The sequence below is a fragment of the Cryobacterium sp. genome, from assembly GCF_025463825.1.
Taxonomy (GTDB): Bacteria; Actinomycetota; Actinomycetes; order Actinomycetales; family Microbacteriaceae; genus Cryobacterium.
Map to the genome: position 1 here is coordinate 35,208 of NZ_JAODBG010000106.1, position 14,078 is coordinate 49,285.

A 14,078-nucleotide genomic window follows, 5' to 3' on the forward strand; every position below is an offset into this window, starting at 1 on the left:
CATATGACGGATGAACCGCGCGTCGTGATTGAGCGGCGGGGGCACCTGCTCCTGATCGGGCTCAACCGGCCTCAGAAGCGCAACGCCGCCGACTTCGCCATGCTGCAGGAGCTCGCGCTGGCGTATGGGGAATTGGAGCGGGATCCCGAGCTGCGGGTGGGGGTCGTGCATGCTCTCGGCGAGCACTTCACTGCCGGGCTCGACCTGGCAGACGTGGGTCCCCGGCTCGGACCGGACGGGATCGAAATCGTACCGGAGGGCGGCATCAACCCCTGGCAGGTCGACGGCACAACGCTGAGCAAACCGGTGGTCATCGCCGTGCAGGGCACCTGCCTCACCCTGGGCATCGAGCTGATGCTGGCCAGCGACATCGTGGTGGCCGCCGAGTCCACCCGGTTCGGCCAGATCGAGGTGAGCCGGGGCATCCTGCCGTTCGGCGGCGCCACCATCCGATTCCCCCGCGCGGCCGGCTGGGGCAACGCCATGCGGTGGCTGCTCACCGGCGACCTGTTCGACGCCAGGGAGGCCCTCCGGATGGGTTTGGTGCAGGAGATCGTGCCCAACGGCCGGCAACTGCACCGAGCGATCGAACTGGCCGAACGTATCGCCGCGCAGGCACCGCTCGCCGTGCAGGCCACCCTCGCCAGCGCCCGCACCGCCTCCCGCGACGGCGCCGCGGCCGCCGAGACCGGGCTGCAACCGGCACTGGCCCGCCTGGCCGCCTCCACCGATGCCCGCATCGGCATGGAAGCGTTCCTCTCCCGCACCCCCGCCGAGTTCCAGGGCCGCTGACGGCTCCCGCACGCTGCCGTCGTGTGAGTTGCCAGTTGGCGCCCACTCCCAAGGTCTTAATGCGCGTCAACTGGCGACTCACCGGCGCGAGCATCGGTGAGATGCCAGTTCGTGCCCCCTCAGGATCCGGGAGACGGCGCCAAGTGGCAACTCACGGATGCTGGGGCGCTGGCGTCTGTGCGGGAACGGTGGGTAGGCTGCCACGATGAGCGACGCGACTCCGGTATCCGACACCCAGCCCTCGACATCCGCCCGCACCGGGCCCGCTGCCCGCAGCTACGACGTCATCGTCATCGGTGCCGGCGCCGTGGGCGAGAACGTGGCCGACCGCACCGTGCAGGGCGGCCTGAGCACTCTCATCGTGGAGGCCGAACTGGTGGGCGGCGAGTGCTCGTACTGGGCGTGCATGCCCTCAAAGGTGCTGCTGCGCAGCGGCGCGGTGCTGGCCGCCGCCCGCCGCGTGGCCGGCGTCGCCGAGGCCGTCACCGGGCAGGTCGACGTGGCCGCCGTGCTGAAGCGCCGCACCGAGTTCACCCATGACTGGAACGATTCGAGCCAGACGGACTGGCTCAACTCCGCCGGGATCGACCTGCTGCGCGGCCACGCCCGGCTCACCGGCGTGAAACAGGTCACCGTGCAGACGGCGGCTGGCCCGGTGGTCGTCACCGCGAACCACGCCGTGGTGCTCAGCACCGGCTCGAGCGCCCTGCTGCCCGACATCGACGGCCTCGCTGACGTGTCACCGTGGACCAGCCGCGACGCCACCTCGGTGACGCAGCTGCCCGGCAGCCTCGCCGTCATCGGCGGCGGCGTCGTCGCCGTGGAGATGGCTGCCGCGTACCGGTCGCTGGGCGTGGAGGTGACCCTGCTCGTGCGGAGCGCCCTGCTGCGCGACCAGGAACCCTTCGCCGGCGAGCTGGTCGGCGCCGCCCTCGAGGAGGCCGGCATCACCGTGTTGACCGAGAGCAGCCCCACCGCCGCCCGGCGCACCGAGACCGGGCAGGTGGCGCTGGTGCTCGCCGACGGCCGCACCGTCACCGCCGACGAGGTGCTCGTGGCCACCGGTCGCACCCCGCGCACGCAGGACCTCGGCGTGGAAGCCGTGGGCCTCACCCCGGGCGACTGGGTCGCCGTGGACGACACCCTGCTGGTACAGGGCGACTCCGCCGCCCTCGCCGGCGACTGGCTCTACGCCACCGGCGACCTCAACCACCGCGCCCTGCTCACCCACCAGGGCAAGTACCAGGCCCGGGCCGCCGGCGACGCGATCGCCGCCCGCGCCGCCGGCACGGTCGTCGACGACGCCCCATGGGGCACCCACGTCGCCACCGCCGACCACGCCGCCGTTCCTCAGGTCACCTTCACCGACCCCGAGGTGGCATCGGTCGGGCTCACCGCCGCCGCGGCCGAAAAGGCGGGCTTCCGCATCCGGGTGCTCGACTATGACCTCAGCGGCGTGGCCGGTGCGAGCGTGCTCGCGGATGGCTACACCGGCCAGGCCCGCGCCATCGTCGACCTCGACACCGAGGTGCTGATCGGCGTCACGTTCGTCGGCGCCGGGGTGGGTGAACTGCTGCACGCGGCCACGATCGCCGTGGTCGGCGAGGTGCCGATCAGCCGGCTCTGGCACGCGGTACCCAGCTACCCCACCCTGAGCGAGGTCTGGCTGCGCCTGCTCGAGACCTACGGCCGTCCGCCCGCCGAGAGCGACCGGGGCTTTTGATGCGCCGGCTGCTGGTCGACTCGCCGGTCAGCCGGGCCGGCTACCTGTACGCGACCGCCGTCGGCCTGGTCTGGGGCGCGATCTGGAGCACCGGCCGGATCGAACGGCGCGGCGGCCTGTTCGTCTTCCGCGGCTTGCCCGCCTGGTCGTTCGGCCGCGGCGGCTCCTGCGTGGGCGCCGTGTACCTCACCAACCAGAACGTGTCGGCTGACGTGCTTGAGCACGAGGCCGTGCACAAGGCTCAGTGGCAGAAGTACGGCATGCTGTTTCCGCTGTTGTACTTCGTGGCGGGGCGGGACCCGCTGAAGAACCGGTTCGAGATCGAGGCCGGCCTGGAGAAGGGCGGCTACCTCCGCCGCCGCCGGACTGTCCGCCCGGCCCGAACGGCAGCGCCCCGCTCAGACCAGGACTGAGGCCACCGGCCGCGCCGCGCCCGCCCTGGGCACCACCAGGGGCGTACCGGTCTCCGGGTCCGCCACCACCACGCACGGCAGGCCGAACACCGACTCCACCAGGGCGGCCGTGAGCACCTCGCCGGGCGGGCCCTCGGCCACGATGGTGCCGGCCTTCATCACCACGAGGTGGCTGGCATAGCGGGCCGCCTGGTTGAGGTCGTGCAGCACCGCCACCAGGGTGCGGCCGGCCGCGTGCAGCTGGGCGCACAGTTCGAGTACCTCGTACTGGTGCGCGATGTCGAGGAAGGTGGTGGGCTCGTCGAGCAGCAGCAGCTCGGTCTGCTGCGCCAGCACCATCGCGATCCAGGCGCGCTGGCGTTGCCCGCCGGAAAGTTCGGCGACGTACCGATCGGCGAGGTCGGTGATGGCCGTCGCGGCGAGCGCCTGCTGCACCGCCTCCTCATCGCCCGTCGACCACTGCCGCAGCAGGGTCTGGTGCGGGTACCGGCCGCGGCCCACGAGGTCGCGCACGGTGATCGCCTCCGGGGCAATCGGACTCTGCGGCAGCATGGCCAGCTGCCGGGCGACCTTCTTGCTCTTGATCGAAGCGATCGGTACCCCGTCCAGCAGCACACTGCCGGATGCCGGCGTGAGCGTGCGCGAGAGCGCCTTGAGCAGGGTTGACTTGCCGCAGGCGTTCGGCCCGATGATCACCGTGAACCCGCCGTCGGGCAGGTCGAGGGTGAGGTCGTCCACGATGACGGCCTGGTTGTAGGCCAGCCTCAGGTTCTGCGCGGCCAGCCGGGAACGGCCACGCTGGGGTGCACTCGTCATCAGAGGGTTCCTTTCTTCCACTGCCCGAACAGGAGAGAACCCAGGTACAGGCCGCCGACCAGCGCGGTCAGCACGCCGACGGGCAGCTGCACGGGGAACGGGGACTGCTGGGTGAGCAGGTCGGCCAGGCACAACAGCAGCGCGCCGACCAGGGCGGACATCACCACGTTGGGCCCGGGCGCCCGGGTGAGCCGGCGGGCGATCTGGGGCGCGGTGAGGGCGATGAAGCCGATCGGGCCGACCACGTTCACCGCAGCCGTCGCCAGGCCGATGGAGACCAGCACCGCGAAGACCCGGGTGCGGCCGCTCCGGGCGCCGAGGGCATCCGCCTGCTCGTCGCCCATCTCCACCAGCTGCAGCCGGCGACTGAGCACCAGCGCGCACGGGGCGAGCACCACCAGGCTGAGCCAGATGGTGGCGGCGTGGTCCCACGACCGGGAGGCCAGGGTGCCGCTGAGATAGGCGGCGAGGGTGATCGCCTCTTCCCGGCCCACCCGCACGATGACGAACTCCACGAACGCCAGAGACACCGCTGACACACCGATGCCCACCAGCAGCATCCGGCTGGGTGAGGAGAACCCGCGCCCGGTGGCCAGGTAGACCAGCCCCATCGCGGCGGACGCGCCGACGAGGGCGCCGACGGGCTGCGGCAGGATGCCCGTCCACAGCACCCCGAACGCGGCGGCGCCGGCGGCGGCTCCAGCCGAGAGTCCGATCACGTCGGGGCTGCCGAGCGGGTTGCGGGTGACGGTCTGGAACAGGGTGCCGGCGATGCCGAGGGCCGCTCCGGCCGCGATGCCCACGATTAGGCGGGGGCCACGGATGGTGCCCCAGACGATGCGGTCGGTGCCGGCGCCCTGGCCGAGGACGGTGCGCGCCAGGTCAGCGGGGGCGACGCCAAGCGTGCCGAGGGTGACGGTGAGCATGGCGATCACCACCAGGGCACCCACCAGGCCGAGGCCCACGAGCAGGCTGCGGGAGCGTACCGGCAGGCTCAGCCAGCCGCCGACCCGCAGGGTGCGCTGCGCTGTGGGCAGCACGGCACCGGTGGGCCGGGCGCCGGTCATTCGGGCACCTTCATCCGGCGCACGGCGAGCAGCAGGATGGGCGCACCCACGAACGCGGTGATGATGCCCACCATCAGCTCGGCGGGGCTGACGATGACCCGGCCGAGCACATCGGCGCCGAGCAGCAGCACCGGGCCGGCGAGCAGGCAGTACGGCAGCAACCAGCGGTGGTCGCTGCCGGTCACCGAGCGCACCACGTGCGGCACGGCCAGGCCGACGAAGCCGACCGGACCGACCGCGGCGGTGGCCGCGGCGCAGAGCAAGGTGGTGGCCAGCGCGCCCAGCAGGCGGGTGCGGCCCACCTTCACACCCAGGGTCTGGGCGAGGTCGTCGCCGAGCGCGAGGGCGTTCAGCGGTCCGGCCAGGCCCAGGGCGATGACGAGTCCGACCCCGATGAACGGGAGCACGTCGGCAATCGCCTGCGGGTCGCGGCCGGCCAGCGAGCCGACGGCCCAGTACCGGTAGCTGTCGAAGACGCCGGGCAGGCTCAAGGTGACCGCGGACCCCCAGGCGGCCAGAACGGCCGTCACCACGACGCCGGCCAGCACCAGGCGGATGGGAGAGGACCGCCCGGCGCCCGCGCCGATCACGTAGACCACGGCGACGGCGAGGAACGCGCCGGGCAACGCCACCCAGACCCGGTTGCCGGAACCCAGGCCGAGGAACGCGGTGGCAGTCACAACCGCCGCGGCCGCGCCGGCGTTGACGCCGAACAGGCCCGGGTCGCCGAGCGGGTTTCGGGTGAGGCCCTGCATCACCGCGCCGGCGACGGCGAGACCGGCGCCCACGATCAGGCCCAGGATGGTGCGCGGAATCCGGCTGTCCACGACGGTCTGCGCATAGCCGTCGCCGGGGTTCACCAGGGCGGTCCACACCTCGGGCAGGGGAATGTACTTGTTGCCCACGGCCAGGCTGAGCAGAATGGTCAGCGCCAGCAGCACGGCGATGACGACAAGCCCCGTCGCCCGGCGCGACAGACTCCGCCGCACCGGGGTGCTGCCCGGTGCGGCGGATACTGGTCGCGCGGCGAGCCGCGGGGCGTCGGTCATGCGAGGTGGCTGCGGCCTAGTCGACCAGGGCCGCGGCTTCCTTGATCATCGGGATGTACTGGTCCAGCGCCCACGGCACGGTCAGCGGGGTGACCAGGCCGGAGGCCATGGCGAGCTGGTTGTCCACGTTCGGCAGGTAGGAGCCGCGCTCGACGGCGGGGATCTGCGCGAACAACGGCTGCGCCTCGATCTCGGCCTGGTTGGCCTCGTCGTTGAACCAGGTGAAGAGCACGTCGACATCGTCCAGCAGGTCGGCCTGCTCAAGACCCACGACCGAGGTGAAGGTGCCCTCGGTGATCGGGGTGTCCGCAACGGTCTGGTCCAGGGTGAGGCCCAAGCCGGAGATCACGTCGACGCGGGCGTCACCGGCCACGTAGAACGCGAGTTCGCCGGGCACGGCGGCGTACACGTAGGCGTAGCTCAGGTCGGCGAACTCGGGGTTCTCCGCCGCGGCATCCGCCAGGGTGGCGTCGATGTCGTCGATCAGCGCGGTGGCCTCCGTGGACTTGCCCATGGCCTGGCCGATGATCTCGATCTGGTCATCCCAGGAGGTGGCCCACGGGTCGCCCGGGTACGCCACGGTGGGGGCGATCTCGCTCAGGGTGGCGAAATCCTCAGCGGTGATGCCGGACTGCGGCGCGAGCACCAGGTCGGGTTCGAGGGCAAGGATGGCCTCGATGTCCACCTCGGGGTACACGGTGAAGACCTCGGGCAGCTCGTCTCCGGCGGCCGCCACGGCCTCGGCGACCCACGGGAACTGCAGGTCGGCGTCGCCGCCCCAGGTGGCCGCTTCCACGCCCACCGGGGTGGTGCCGAGCGCGATGGCGGTGTCGGCAGAGCCCCAGCCGATCGTGACGATCCGCTCAGGCGCGCTCTCGATCACGGCGTCTCCGAGAGTGCTCTGGATGGTGACCGGGAAGGCGCCGTCCGTCGCCGTGTCGGCGGAGTCGGTGCCGGCAGCCGGGGAGCCGGAGCACCCGGCCAGGAGCAGGCCGGTCGTGGCCAGGCCGGCGACAAGGGCAAGCGAACGGGTGCGGCGGGAGTGCGTGCGCACAGGAATTCCTTTCGAGGATGCGGCGGCCGCATCAGCGGATGCGCGCGATGAGAAGCACCGCCGGCGGGGGCGGTGCCAGGTGGAAGAACGACGAAGCTGCGGGACTACGCGTGCTCGGCGCGGCCGTCGCGCCAGTAGCCCATGAAGGCCACCTGACGACGGTCGACACCGACGTCGGAGACCAGGAACCGGCGCAGGCGCTTGATCACGCTGGCTTCGCCGGCCAACCAGGCGTACAGCTCGCCGTCCAGCGCCGAACCATCCGGCACCTCCCAGAGGATGCTCTCGTCGACATCGATCTCGGGGAGGTCGGTGCCGGAGGCGTGAGCGGTGAGGAAGCGGGCGGTCCAGCCCTTCACTGCGGTCTCGAGTGCGGAGCCGTGGCTGGCGCCGTTGCGGGGCAGCCAGGTGACGGTGACCCCGTCGGGCGCACTGGTCTCGTGGGCGTCGCCGGACTCGGGCACTTCGATGTACGCGCAGCCCCGAGCGTCGCGCGGCAGCGCGGAGAGGATGGCGCAGATCGCCGGAGCTGCGGTCTCATCGCCCGCGATCAGGACGGTGTTGGCATTACCGGGCGCCCATTCGATGCCGACGGCCGGGTTGTCGCCGTCGGCGAGGGGTCCGACGAGGGCGACTTCGTCGCCGACGATGGCGGCGCGCACCCAGCGGGAGGCGGGCCCGGCGTCGCCGTGGGTGACGAAATCAATGTCCACCTCACGCTGTTCGGGGCGGGCCTGCCGCACCGTGTAGGTGCGGATCGGGTTGCGGTGCTCGTCGGGCAGGTCGCGCCAGGTCTCGTACCAGGCGTCGTGCTGCGGGAAGGAGGAGACGCCGACGCCGGGCAGCGGCAGCACGATCTTGATGCGCTGGTCGAGGCCGGCGGTGCCGAACCTGTGCAGCTCGGGGCCGGTGAAGGTGACCCGGGTGAAATTGGTCGACAGTCGTTGCACCCGGGCGACCGAGACGGCGAAGGGGCGGTAGCTGGGGCGCGGTGCCCGCACGCGTGCGGGGGCCGGTGCGGAAGCGACTGTCGATGTAAGCATGGCCTAAGTATGGCATGCCTTACCTACATTGCACCCGCCGGGTTGCCCCGGCGGGTGCCGATTCATAGGGAATCGTTATGCGGCCCTCACCCACTCGGTGGTGACGTAGCTGCCGGCGCCGCGGTGGCTGGCGGGGCTGACGTAACCGGTGGGGGTGGCGGCGGGCAGGCCGGTGCTGACGTAGCCGCTCGGCTCGAGGGTGCGGGCGGTGGGCGTGCTGATGTAGGAATTCATACTGCTCCTGTCGGTGGTGCGGGTTCGACGCAGAGCTTCATTGGACGCGTGCTGGGGGGTGGTGCCGGGACCGCGCGGCCGGACTGGGTGGTCCGCGCGGTCCCGGTGAACTGGTGGTGCGGGTGTTACTCGCCGACGCCGACGGGCTCGGCGGCCACGTTGGCAGAGGTCGCTTCGGCGTTGCCGGCCAGGTTCAGCCGCAGGCTGGCGCCGAGGGTGGCGTCCACGTTCGTCCAGTACTGGATGGCGCGTTCCCTGACCTCCGGGCGGGTGACGCCGCCGACGGCACCGGTGATGGTCTCGAGGAAGCGGGCCTTGGCCGCGTCGTCGAAGACGTCGCGGTAGAGGGTGCCGGCCTGGCCGAAGTCGCTGTCCTCCGAGCGCAGGGTCGCGGCGCTGCGCACCAGCGCACCGTCGCTCTCCCAGGTGCCGTCGCCGGCGAGGGCCTCGTCGGCGACGGGGCCGCCGAGCGAGTTCGGCGCGTAGACCGGGGCGCTGGCGTCGTTGAAGGTGTAGCGGGCGGCGCCATCCTGCGAGTAGTTGTGCACCGGCGAAACCGGAGCGTTCACCGGCAGCTGGTTGTAGTTGGTGCCCACGCGGTAGCGTTGCGCATCCGGGTAGGAGAAGATCCGCGCCATCAGCATCTTGTCTGGGCTGGCCGCGATGCCGGGAACCAGGTTGGCGGGCGAGAACGCGGCCTGCTCGATCTCGGCGAAGAAGTTGCCCGGGTTGCGGTTGAGGGTGTGGGTGCCGACCTTGATCAGCGGGAAGTCGGCGTGCGGCCAGACCTTGGTGAGGTCGAACGGGTTGAACCGGTAGGTCTTGCCCACTTCGTACGGCATGACCTGCACGTGCACGTCCCAGGACGGGAAGTCGCCGGCGTCGATGGCCTCGTAGAGGTCCCGACGGTAGTAGTCGGCGTCGGCGCCGGCGATGAGCTCGGCCTCCGCGCCTTCCATCTCGATGTTTCCCTGGTTGGAGGTGAAGTGGTACTTCACCCAGAAGCGCTCACCGGCGGCGTTGATCCACTGGTAGGTGTGCGAGCCGAAGCCGGGCATGGTGCGCCAGGAGCGTGGGAGGCCGCGGTCGCCCATCAGGTAGGTCACCTGGTGGGCGGATTCGGGCGAGAGGGTCCAGAAGTCCCACTGCATGTCGGCGTCGCGGAGGCCGGAGCCCGGCAGGCGCTTCTGCGAGTGGATGAAGTCGGGGAACTTGATGCCGTCGCGGATGAAGAACACCGGGGTGTTGTTTCCGACGATGTCGTAGTTGCCCTCCTGGGTGTAGAACTTCACCGAGAAGCCGCGGACGTCCCGCCAGGTGTCGGGGCTGCCCTGCTCGCCGGCGACGCTGGAGAAGCGCTGCAGGGTGTCGGTGCGAGCGCCTGGCTGGAACAGGGCCGCCCGGGTGTAGGCGGAGACGTCGCCGGTGACCTCAAAGACGCCGTGCGCCCCGCCGCCCTTGGCGTGCACGATGCGCTCCGGGATGCGCTCACGGTTGAACTGGGCGAGCTTCTCGACCAGGTACCGGTCGTGCAGGGCGGTGACGCCGTCGGCGCCGGCGGTGAGGGAGTGCTCGTCGCTCGGAACCGGGGTGCCGGTCTGGGTGGTGGTGGGGGGCAGTGTCGTCATGGTGCTCCTTCGTGTCATGTGCTGGTCGTTCACGTCGTTCAAAGTTCAGGGGATGTCGGCGGCCGTGTCGGCCTGGCAGTCGGGGCAGAGGCCCCAAAAAGTGACCTCGGCGGTCTGGACGACGAAGCCGGCGGTGTCGGACGGCGTGAGGCAGGGGGCCTCGCCGGTCACGCACTCCACATCGCGCACGCTGTGGCAGCGGGTGCAGACGATGTGGTGGTGGTTGTCGCCCACGCGGCGTTCGAACAGCGCGGCGGAGCCGGCCGGTTCGATCCGCCGCACCAGGCCGGCGGTGGTGAACGCCGCGAGCACGCCGTAGACCGCCTGCAGCGAGGTGCCGGTGAGGGTGCTGCTGATCGAATCGTAGAGCTGGTCGGCCGTGGCGTGCGGCGACGCGGCGAGGCCCTGCAGCACGGCGACCCGGGGTGCGGTGACCTTCAGCCCAGCGGCACGGATCTCGGCGGCGTGGTCGACGACGGCGGGTAGCGCCGCGTCGGCCGTTCCGGAGGTGTGCATGCCCTCACGCTAGCAGTTGTTTTGAACAACTCAAAACAAGACACGCCGGCGCGGCGGGGTCAGAGGCCCGGTGGTACCCGGTCCTGCCAGCGCAGTTTCCGTTCCAGCTGCGCGCCGAGCGCGAGCAGGGTGGCCTCGCCGCCCGGCCGGCCGATCAGTTGCACGCCCATCGGCAGCCCGTCGACGGTTTGCGCCACGGGCAGGGTGATGGCCGGCAGGCCAGTGACGTTCACCATCGAGGTGAACGGGGTGTACTGCACCTGCTGGGCGAAGTTGCGTTCACCGTCGACGGCGTCGTACCAGCCGACCGGGCGCGGGGAAAGCGCCAGGGCGGGGGTGAGCACGGCGTCGAAGCTGGCGAGCTGGCGGATGAACGACCGCTCGTAACCGGCCAGGGCGGTCAGCGCCTCGGCGACCTGCCGACCGGTCAGCTCCCGGCCGCGGTGCATCAGCCAGCGGGTGAGGGGTTCGAGCAGCGCCTCCTGCTCGGGGGTGTCCGCGGGGATGCGGGCGGCGCTGAGCTGCCACAGCGACCGGAACGCCGGCGCGTAGCTCGGGTCGGGGGCGAGAGCGGTCTGCTCGATGCCGTGGCCCATCCCGGCGAAACCGTCGGCGGCCGTCTGGAGGGCGGTGAGTGCCTCTGGAGCCAGGCGGATCTCGTAGGCGTCGTCCCAGGCCGAGGTGGTCATCACGCCCAACTGGTACCGGCCCTCACCGCGGATGGCGGCGCCGAGTAGCTGCTCATCACCCCCGGGCGCCCGCACCGCGAACGGGTGCTCCGGCCGGCCGCCGCCCGGCGCGACCATGGCGTCCAACAGCAGCGCGGCATCCGCCACGGTGCGGGCCAGCGGGCCGGCCACCGGCAAGCCGCCGGGCACGTCGAGCCCGCTGGCCGCGGGGATCCGGCCACGGGACGGCTTGAGCCCGACCAGGCCGCAGGCGGCGGCAGGGATCCGCACCGAACCGCCGCCGTCGCTGCCGGGCGCGAACGGCAGCATCCGGGCCGCAACGGCCACCGCGGCGCCGCCGCTGGAGCCGCCGGCGCCGAAGTCGGGGTTCCAGGGGTTGCGGGCGGCCGGGCCGGCGGCGGGTTCGGTGTAGGAGGGCAGGCCGAACTCTGGGGTGGTGGTCTTGCCCAGGCTGATGCCGCCGGCGGTGTCGAGGGCCTGCACGAGCTGGTCGCTGGTCTCGGGCACGTTGTCCTGCATCAGGCGGGAGCCGAGCCGGGCGGGCACGCCGGCGCGCAGCTGCAGGTCCTTGTCGCCGAACGGCAGGCCCCACAGCGGCGCCGTCTTGGGCACCCGGGTTTCCACCAGCTTCGCGCGGGCCCTGGCCGCCTCGGCGGTGACGGTGACGAAGGCGCCCAGGCCCGGGTTCAGCCGGTCGATGCGGTCGAGGTAGTGCTCGGTGAGGTCGGTGGGGCTGATGTCGCCGCGCTGCAGCGAACGCCACTGCTCGAGGGCGGTCAGTTCGAAGAGGTCGGCCATCCCCCGAGCCTAACCACGCGCGCCGCCCGCCCTAACAGTTGGGGGCGAGGCGGGAGCGCGCGGCGGATGCTGGCGAGGGGCCGGCCTGCCCGGGTAGCCTCGGAGGATGACTCGCACCGACGCCGCCGCGCAGTACAACCCGATGGGCACCACAGCCCTGGTCACCGGCGCCTCCAGCGGCCTCGGGCCCGGCTACGCGCACGAGCTCGCCCGGCGCGGCGCCGACCTGGTGCTCACCGCCCGGCGGCTGGACCGGCTCGAGGCCCTCGCGGTGGACCTGGCCGAGAAGTACGGCACGGTCTCCACCGTCATCCCGCTCGACCTGGCCGCCGCTGGCTCCGCCGCGGAGCTCGTGCACGATCTGGCCGATCGCGACATCCGGGTGAGCACCCTGATCAACAACGCCGGCTTCGGCCGTTCCGGCAGCGTGGTGGACGCCCCGGCCGACGTGGTCCGAGGCCAGGTCGCGGTGAATGTCGTCGCGCTCACCGAACTCACCCAGGCGTTCTTGCCGGACCTGCTCTCGGCGGCCCTCACCCATCCGCATGGCGCGGCGCTGGTGAACGTGGCCAGCACGGCCGCGTTCCAGCCGGTGCCGCAGCTGGCGGTCTACGCCGCGACCAAGGCGTACGTGCTCAGTCTCACCGAGGCGCTCTGGTACGAGACCCGCGGCACCGGCCTCAAGGTCACCGCTGTGTGCCCGGGTCCCACCGAAACCGAATTCCAGGCGGTGGCCGGGAACGCCTCCCGCGGCCCGCGCCGGTTGATGACCGTGGACGAGGTGATGACCACCACCTTCGCAGCCCTCGACCGGCAGGCTCCTCCCCCGCACATCGTCAGCGGCACCTCGAACCGGGTCGTAGCCTGGCTGGCAGGCTCCGCGCCCCGACGCACCGTGGTGCGGGTGACCGGGCGGCTGTCCCGGCGTTGACGCTGGGGCCGGGAGCTACTTGAGGCTCTTCTGCAGCAGGATCGTGCCGAGCCAGCGTTCGAACTTGAAGCCGACCTTGCCCATCCGGCCGATTTCCTCGAAGCCGAAGTCCTGGTGCAGTTTGATCGACGCCTCGGCGCCCTGGTCGGCGATCACGGCGATGATCTCCTTGAGCCCGGCGGCGCGGGAGCGCTCGATCAGCTCGGTCAGCAGCGCCCGGCCAAGCCCCTTGCCGGTAGAGGCCGCGCCCAGGTAGATCGAGTCCTCGACCGTGAACCGGAAGGCCTTCTTCTGCTTCCACGGGCTCACCAGTGCGTAGCCGAGCAGCTGCCCGGCCGGGGACTCGGCAACGACGAACGGCATCCCGAGCTTGGCCAGGTAGTAGAACTTGTCCCGCCACTCGGCCAGGGACATGGCATCCTCGTCGAAGGTGACGGTGCTGTTGGCCACGTAGTAGTTGTAAATCTCACGGATGTCGGGCAGGTCGGTGACCAGCGCGTCGCGCATCGTGTACTCGAACGACGCCTCCGGCAGCACGACCGGCGCCAGGTGACGCGGCAGCCGTCGACGGGGCTGATATTCCTCTTCTAACACCGGATGAATCCTCTCCACATGGTGTTCAGAATACCGTCGGTGACCAGTCGACGGGTGCCGCGCCTTGCTCGGCCAGCAGCCGGTTGGCCCGGCTGAACGGGCGGGAGCCGAAGAATCCACGCCGGGCCGACAGCGGGCTGGGATGCGCCGAGACGATTCGCGGGGTGTCCCCCAGCAGCGGGGCGAGGTTCTCGGCATCCCGGCCCCAGAGGATCGCCACGAGCGGGGTGCCGCGGGCGGCCAGAGCCCGGATGGCCCGCTCGGTCACAGCCTCCCAGCCGTGGCGCCGGTGCGACCCGGCCGCGCCGGCGCGCACGGTGAGCACCCGGTTCAGCAGCAGCACGCCGTGCCGGGTCCACGGCGTGAGGTCGCCGTCGGCCGGAGCCGGCAGGCCGAGATCGTCGTGCAGCTCGGTGAAGATGTTGGCCAGGCTCCGCGGCACCGGGCGCACGTCGTCCGCGACCGAGAAGGCCAGCCCCACCGGATGCCCGGGGGTCGGGTAGGGATCCTGACCCACGACCAGCACCCGCACCTCGTCGAACGGCTGCCGGAAGGCGCGCAGGATGTTCGCCGGCGCGGGCAGCACCTGCTCGCCCGCCGCGGCCTCGGCTCGCGCGAAGGCGAGCGGGGCCGCGAAGGGCGCGAGCGCGCTGACGTCGACGGGGGCGTCGTTGGCGGGCAGGCCGAACGCCCGCGCCCAGCCGGGGTCGATCAGCGCCGGTTCGGGCATC

Annotated in this window: 15 protein-coding genes; 4 read left to right on the forward strand and 11 right to left on the reverse strand. The window is 71.7% G+C overall.

All coding sequences use genetic code 11. The features are described from left to right. The first annotated feature begins 3 nt into the window (after positions 1–3). The 3 genes from JWP54_RS13055 (at position 4) to JWP54_RS13065 (ending at position 2,928) form a co-directional block, all read left to right on the forward strand. The gene (locus JWP54_RS13055; RefSeq protein ID WP_297372762.1) at positions 4–792 is read left to right on the forward strand and encodes a crotonase/enoyl-CoA hydratase family protein; all 789 of its coding nucleotides are present in this window, start codon (positions 4–6) and stop codon (positions 790–792) included. Between the two features lie 205 nt (positions 793–997). Then, on the forward strand, positions 998–2,515 hold the full coding sequence (locus JWP54_RS13060) for an NAD(P)/FAD-dependent oxidoreductase (protein WP_297372764.1): 1,518 nt from the start codon (positions 998–1,000) through the stop codon (positions 2,513–2,515). After that, entirely contained in the window at positions 2,515–2,928 is a 414-nt protein-coding gene (locus JWP54_RS13065) for a Fe-S oxidoreductase (RefSeq protein WP_297372765.1), read from the forward strand. Before JWP54_RS13060 ends, JWP54_RS13065 begins: the two co-directional genes overlap by 1 nt. Here JWP54_RS13065 and JWP54_RS13070 read toward each other — a convergent pair. The 9 genes from JWP54_RS13070 to JWP54_RS13110 all read right to left on the reverse strand — a co-directional run bounded on the left by JWP54_RS13070 (position 2,914) and on the right by JWP54_RS13110 (position 11,822). Then, a complete protein-coding gene (locus tag JWP54_RS13070; RefSeq protein WP_297372767.1) occupies positions 2,914–3,744 on the reverse strand; it encodes an ABC transporter ATP-binding protein in 831 nt (276 codons plus the stop codon). The two genes, JWP54_RS13065 and JWP54_RS13070, sit on opposite strands and share 15 nt — an antisense overlap. Further along, positions 3,744–4,811, reverse strand: a complete 1,068-nt coding sequence (locus JWP54_RS13075; protein WP_297372770.1) for an iron chelate uptake ABC transporter family permease subunit — start codon at positions 4,809–4,811, stop codon at positions 3,744–3,746. The genes JWP54_RS13070 and JWP54_RS13075 overlap by 1 nt, the downstream gene beginning before the upstream one ends. Beyond that, positions 4,808–5,860 (reverse strand): iron chelate uptake ABC transporter family permease subunit, encoded by a 1,053-nt coding sequence (locus JWP54_RS13080; RefSeq protein WP_297372772.1) that lies wholly within the window; start codon positions 5,858–5,860, stop codon positions 4,808–4,810. The genes JWP54_RS13075 and JWP54_RS13080 overlap by 4 nt, the downstream gene beginning before the upstream one ends. Positions 5,861–5,876: 16 nt before the next feature. Further along, positions 5,877–6,914, reverse strand: a complete 1,038-nt coding sequence (locus JWP54_RS13085; protein WP_297372774.1) for an iron-siderophore ABC transporter substrate-binding protein — start codon at positions 6,912–6,914, stop codon at positions 5,877–5,879. 104 nt (positions 6,915–7,018) lie between these two features. Next, positions 7,019–7,957 carry a siderophore-interacting protein gene (locus JWP54_RS13090; protein WP_297372776.1) on the reverse strand — a complete coding sequence of 313 codons (939 nt, stop codon included), beginning with the start codon at positions 7,955–7,957 and terminating at the stop codon, positions 7,019–7,021. Between the two features lie 75 nt (positions 7,958–8,032). Continuing rightward, positions 8,033–8,191: a hypothetical protein gene (locus tag JWP54_RS13095; protein ID WP_297372778.1), complete on the reverse strand. Its 159-nt coding sequence runs from the start codon at positions 8,189–8,191 to the stop codon at positions 8,033–8,035. A 125-nt stretch (positions 8,192–8,316) separates the two neighbouring features. After that, positions 8,317–9,819 (reverse strand): catalase, encoded by a 1,503-nt coding sequence (locus JWP54_RS13100; protein ID WP_297372780.1) that lies wholly within the window; start codon positions 9,817–9,819, stop codon positions 8,317–8,319. Between the two features lie 45 nt (positions 9,820–9,864). Beyond that, a complete protein-coding gene (locus JWP54_RS13105) occupies positions 9,865–10,335 on the reverse strand; it encodes a Fur family transcriptional regulator (RefSeq protein ID WP_297372782.1) in 471 nt (156 codons plus the stop codon). A gap of 59 nt (positions 10,336–10,394) precedes the next feature. After that, positions 10,395–11,822 (reverse strand): amidase, encoded by a 1,428-nt coding sequence (locus tag JWP54_RS13110; protein WP_297372783.1) that lies wholly within the window; start codon positions 11,820–11,822, stop codon positions 10,395–10,397. A 106-nt stretch (positions 11,823–11,928) separates the two neighbouring features. Here JWP54_RS13110 and JWP54_RS13115 point away from each other — a divergent pair, with 106 nt between their 5' ends. Then, a complete protein-coding gene (locus JWP54_RS13115; protein WP_297372785.1) occupies positions 11,929–12,753 on the forward strand; it encodes an SDR family oxidoreductase in 825 nt (274 codons plus the stop codon). Between the two features lie 15 nt (positions 12,754–12,768). Here the strand turns inward: JWP54_RS13115 and JWP54_RS13120 are convergent, their stop codons facing one another. Both JWP54_RS13120 and JWP54_RS13125 read right to left on the reverse strand, forming a co-directional pair. Further along, positions 12,769–13,347 carry a GNAT family N-acetyltransferase gene (locus JWP54_RS13120; protein ID WP_297372787.1) on the reverse strand — a complete coding sequence of 193 codons (579 nt, stop codon included), beginning with the start codon at positions 13,345–13,347 and terminating at the stop codon, positions 12,769–12,771. 25 nt (positions 13,348–13,372) lie between these two features. Beyond that, complete coding sequence (locus JWP54_RS13125; protein WP_297372789.1) at positions 13,373–14,077, reverse strand: uracil-DNA glycosylase; 705 nt, start codon at positions 14,075–14,077, stop codon at positions 13,373–13,375. Position 14,078: the final 1 nt, after the last annotated feature.

Coding starts and splice junctions, on each gene's coding strand:
- JWP54_RS13055 (WP_297372762.1), top strand. CDS start 4: ATGACGGATGAACCGCGCGTCGTGATTGAGCGGCGGGGGCACCTGCTC.
- JWP54_RS13060 (WP_297372764.1), top strand. CDS start 998: ATGAGCGACGCGACTCCGGTATCCGACACCCAGCCCTCGACATCCGCC.
- JWP54_RS13065 (WP_297372765.1), top strand. CDS start 2,515: ATGCGCCGGCTGCTGGTCGACTCGCCGGTCAGCCGGGCCGGCTACCTG.
- JWP54_RS13070 (WP_297372767.1), bottom strand. CDS start 3,744: ATGACGAGTGCACCCCAGCGTGGCCGTTCCCGGCTGGCCGCGCAGAAC.
- JWP54_RS13075 (WP_297372770.1), bottom strand. CDS start 4,811: ATGACCGGCGCCCGGCCCACCGGTGCCGTGCTGCCCACAGCGCAGCGC.
- JWP54_RS13080 (WP_297372772.1), bottom strand. CDS start 5,860: ATGACCGACGCCCCGCGGCTCGCCGCGCGACCAGTATCCGCCGCACCG.
- JWP54_RS13090 (WP_297372776.1), bottom strand. CDS start 7,957: ATGCTTACATCGACAGTCGCTTCCGCACCGGCCCCCGCACGCGTGCGG.
- JWP54_RS13095 (WP_297372778.1), bottom strand. CDS start 8,191: ATGAATTCCTACATCAGCACGCCCACCGCCCGCACCCTCGAGCCGAGC.
- JWP54_RS13100 (WP_297372780.1), bottom strand. CDS start 9,819: ATGACGACACTGCCCCCCACCACCACCCAGACCGGCACCCCGGTTCCG.
- JWP54_RS13105 (WP_297372782.1), bottom strand. CDS start 10,335: ATGCACACCTCCGGAACGGCCGACGCGGCGCTACCCGCCGTCGTCGAC.
- JWP54_RS13110 (WP_297372783.1), bottom strand. CDS start 11,822: ATGGCCGACCTCTTCGAACTGACCGCCCTCGAGCAGTGGCGTTCGCTG.
- JWP54_RS13115 (WP_297372785.1), top strand. CDS start 11,929: ATGACTCGCACCGACGCCGCCGCGCAGTACAACCCGATGGGCACCACA.
- JWP54_RS13125 (WP_297372789.1), bottom strand. CDS start 14,077: ATGCCCGAACCGGCGCTGATCGACCCCGGCTGGGCGCGGGCGTTCGGC.